Below are 2,985 nucleotides of genomic sequence, written 5' to 3' on the forward strand. Positions count from 1 at the left end.
GGTTTCCCCATGTGAGAGTAGGTCATCGTCAAGATTAAATTCCGAAACCCCTATCTGCTGATGCAGGTAGGGGTTTTGTTTTGCCCGCAGGAAAGGTTCTTTTGTGTTTCTATGCAACTGTCTTGCGCATGGCTATGATGCGGGCCTCATTGTCAGGGCGCAGTTCGCATGCTCACGTTGCTAAAACTTCTGAAGGATGGTCGCTTTCATTCAGGGCAGGCGCTAGGCGCTGCGCTAGGTGTCAGTCGTAGTGCTGTATGGAAGCAATTGCAGCACCTGGAGGCAGAACTGGGCCTATCCGTCCATAAGGTCAGAGGCCGGGGGTATCAATTGGCCAGGCCGCTATTGCTTTTAGATGCGGTCGAGATTGATGCAAAGGAACCTTGCGAATGGCCTGTTCATATTTTCGACTCCATCGACTCCACCAATGCTGAAGCGTTGCGCTCCATAGAGCGCGGAGTGGCGGCACCGCTCCTGATTTTGGCTGAGCGGCAGACGGCTGGTCGCGGTCGTCGCGGCCGAAAGTGGGTCAGTCCTTTTGCGGAAAATCTCTATTACAGTCTGGTGCTGCGTATTGATGGCGGTATGCGACAGATAGAAGGGCTGAGTCTCGTCGTAGGGCTGGCCGTCTTGCACGCTTTGCATGATATGGGGATTCAGCAGGCAGGTTTGAAATGGCCCAACGATGTGCTGGTCGGTGATAGAAAGATTGCAGGGATATTGCTTGAGTTGGTAGGGGATCCCGCTGATGTCTGCCACGTTGTCCTGGGGGTTGGGGTCAATGTAAATATGCAGTCCAGCGATGAGGTTGACCAACAATGGACATCTATGAGTCTCGTGGCTGGTAGAGATTTTGATCGGAATGAGCTCGTGGCGCGACTGGGTGCGAATCTCCGGCGATTCCTGAAGCTTCACCAGGCGTCGGGATTTACTGCAATACAGCCAGAATGGGAGCGGCACCATTTATGGCAGGGGCGGGCCGTGTCATTGATTGCAGGTGTCAATCAAATTGATGGCGTTGTGCTGGGTATCGATTACCAGGGGGCCCTGCGTTTGAAGGTGGATGGCGTGGAAAGGAATTTTAGCGGTGGTGAGCTCAGTTTGAGGTTGCGTGATGATTCTTGAGCTCGATTGCGGCAACAGCTTTATCAAATGGCGTGTACTTCGCATCGACGGTATTACGCCGGTCGATGGAGGCGTGGTCAGTTCCGATAGCGATCTGTTGGCTTGTTTGAGCGACGCTGGAAAGTTTCAGCTCAAAAAATGCCGGCTTGTCAGCGTGCGCACCCAGGAAGAAACCGAATCGCTGGTGACTGCGCTGGTGGATGCGTTCGGAGTGTCCGTGGCGAGGGCTGTGCCGACCCGTGAAATGGCCGGCGTGCGAAACGGCTATGAGGATTACGAGCGCCTGGGCTTGGATCGATGGTTGGCTTTGCTTGGAGGGTTTCATCTGGCTTCGGGTGCTTGTCTGGTGCTCGATTTTGGCACTGCGATTACAGCCGATTTCGTGGCGGCAGACGGTGCGCACCTCGGAGGCTTCATTTGTCCGGGCATGCCCTTGATGCGTAACCAGTTGCGCACCCATACCCGACGGATTCGCTATGACGACATGGCTGCCGAGCGTGCCCATGAGAGTCTCGCTCCTGGACGGGCGACTGTCGAAGCTGTAGAGCGGGGTTGCATGCTGATGCTCAGGGGATTTGTCCTTACTCAGCTTGAGATGGCGCGGCAGTATTGGGGTGAGGATTTCGTTGTGTTTCTAACGGGGGGGGACGCTAATCTGGTTTCGGGTGTTGTCCCTGACGCCAGGGTGGTACCTGACCTGGTTTTTGTCGGCTTGGCGATGGCCTGTCCTTTGTCTTGAGGTTCCTATGCGGTGGCTGTTCCTGTTATTGCTGGTTTTGAATGCTTTCTATTACGTCTGGCATCAACAGGAAGCTCCGCTTCGTGCCAAGGATGTCACCCCCCTGAGTTTGTACCGCGGCTCGCAACAGGACATTCATCTCTTGAGCGAGACGGCGGACGCTCTTGTCAGGCGGGATTCGGGAAGGTCCGGTGAGGCGCAGAAGACATGTATTTATCTGGGTGGCTTTGCTCGTTCGGAAATGAACAGGCTACTGGAGCAAAAACTGGCAACGCTGGGCGTCGTAGCTCGTGCCACCGCTGCCGGTTCGCCTGAGCCCGGATTCTGGGTACAGGTTTCGCCAGAAAGTGCCGGGAAGGTGAATGAAACGTTCATTCAAAACCTTTCTAAAGAATTCAATGAGTTAAAACATAAAATAATGCCTTGTGAGGGGGTTGCACCCACGGGGTAGTTTGCATAGAATGGCGCCGGCTTCGCAGCGAAGACCTTTAACAGTCAACGATGCGAAACGTAGTCAACGCAGCTAACCTCAGGTTTTTAATGAGAAAATGCTTGACAGAAAGCTGGCATGATATAGAATGCCGGCTCGCTTAGGAGGGGTTCCCGAGCGGCCAAAGGGATCAGACTGTAAATCTGACGTCTACGACTTCGAAGGTTCGAATCCTTCCCCCTCCACCAGTTTCTAGCGTGAGCTGCAGGCTCCGCGGGTATAGTTTAGTGGTAGAACCTCAGCCTTCCAAGCTGATGATGCGGGTTCGATTCCCGCTACCCGCTCCAAGTTTGCAGGTTGTGCAAAGTGTTTCGCTCTTGTAGCTCAGTTGGTAGAGCACACCCTTGGTAAGGGTGAGGTCAGCGGTTCAAATCCGCTCAAGAGCTCCATATAACAAGGCAGATATGAAAATATCTGCCTTTGTTTTAATGGCTTGTGTGAGTTGCTAAATTCTTCTCCTAGGGGTGATTTCGATGGCTAAGGAAAAGTTCGAACGTAATAAGCCGCACGTCAACGTCGGTACCATCGGTCACGTCGACCACGGTAAAACCACTCTGACCGCTGCTCTGACCCGCGTCTGCTCCGAAGTTTTCGGTTCGGCCAAGGTTGACTTCGACAAAATCGACAGCGC

4 protein-coding genes and 3 tRNA genes are annotated in these 2,985 nt (G+C 53.7%); all 7 read left to right on the forward strand.

From position 1 onward, the window contains the following. Positions 1 to 168: 168 nt before the first annotated feature. On the forward strand, positions 169 to 1,125 hold the full coding sequence (gene birA / locus FBX99_RS28705) for a bifunctional biotin--[acetyl-CoA-carboxylase] ligase/biotin operon repressor BirA (protein ID WP_144931101.1): 957 nt from the start codon (positions 169 to 171) through the stop codon (positions 1,123 to 1,125). Next, entirely contained in the window at positions 1,115 to 1,864 is a 750-nt protein-coding gene (locus FBX99_RS28710) for a pantothenate kinase (RefSeq protein ID WP_144931099.1), read from the forward strand. Before birA ends, FBX99_RS28710 begins: the two co-directional genes overlap by 11 nt. A gap of 7 nt (positions 1,865 to 1,871) precedes the next feature. Beyond that, entirely contained in the window at positions 1,872 to 2,315 is a 444-nt protein-coding gene (locus FBX99_RS28715; protein WP_144931097.1) for a hypothetical protein, read from the forward strand. 142 nt (positions 2,316 to 2,457) lie between these two features. Beyond that, a tRNA-Tyr gene (locus FBX99_RS28720) sits at positions 2,458 to 2,542 on the forward strand. Between the two features lie 25 nt (positions 2,543 to 2,567). Then, positions 2,568 to 2,641: transfer RNA gene (locus FBX99_RS28725), tRNA-Gly, on the forward strand. 26 nt (positions 2,642 to 2,667) lie between these two features. After that, positions 2,668 to 2,743: transfer RNA gene (locus FBX99_RS28730), tRNA-Thr, on the forward strand. Positions 2,744 to 2,827: 84 nt separating this feature from the next. After that, a partial coding sequence (locus tag FBX99_RS28735) for a GTP-binding protein (protein ID WP_256343747.1) occupies positions 2,828 to 2,985 on the forward strand: 158 nt, incomplete at its 3' end.

Origin of the sequence: Pseudomonas sp. SJZ074, assembly GCF_007828215.1 — a bacterium.
In the GTDB taxonomy this organism is placed as follows: Bacteria; Pseudomonadota; Gammaproteobacteria; order Pseudomonadales; family Pseudomonadaceae; genus Aquipseudomonas.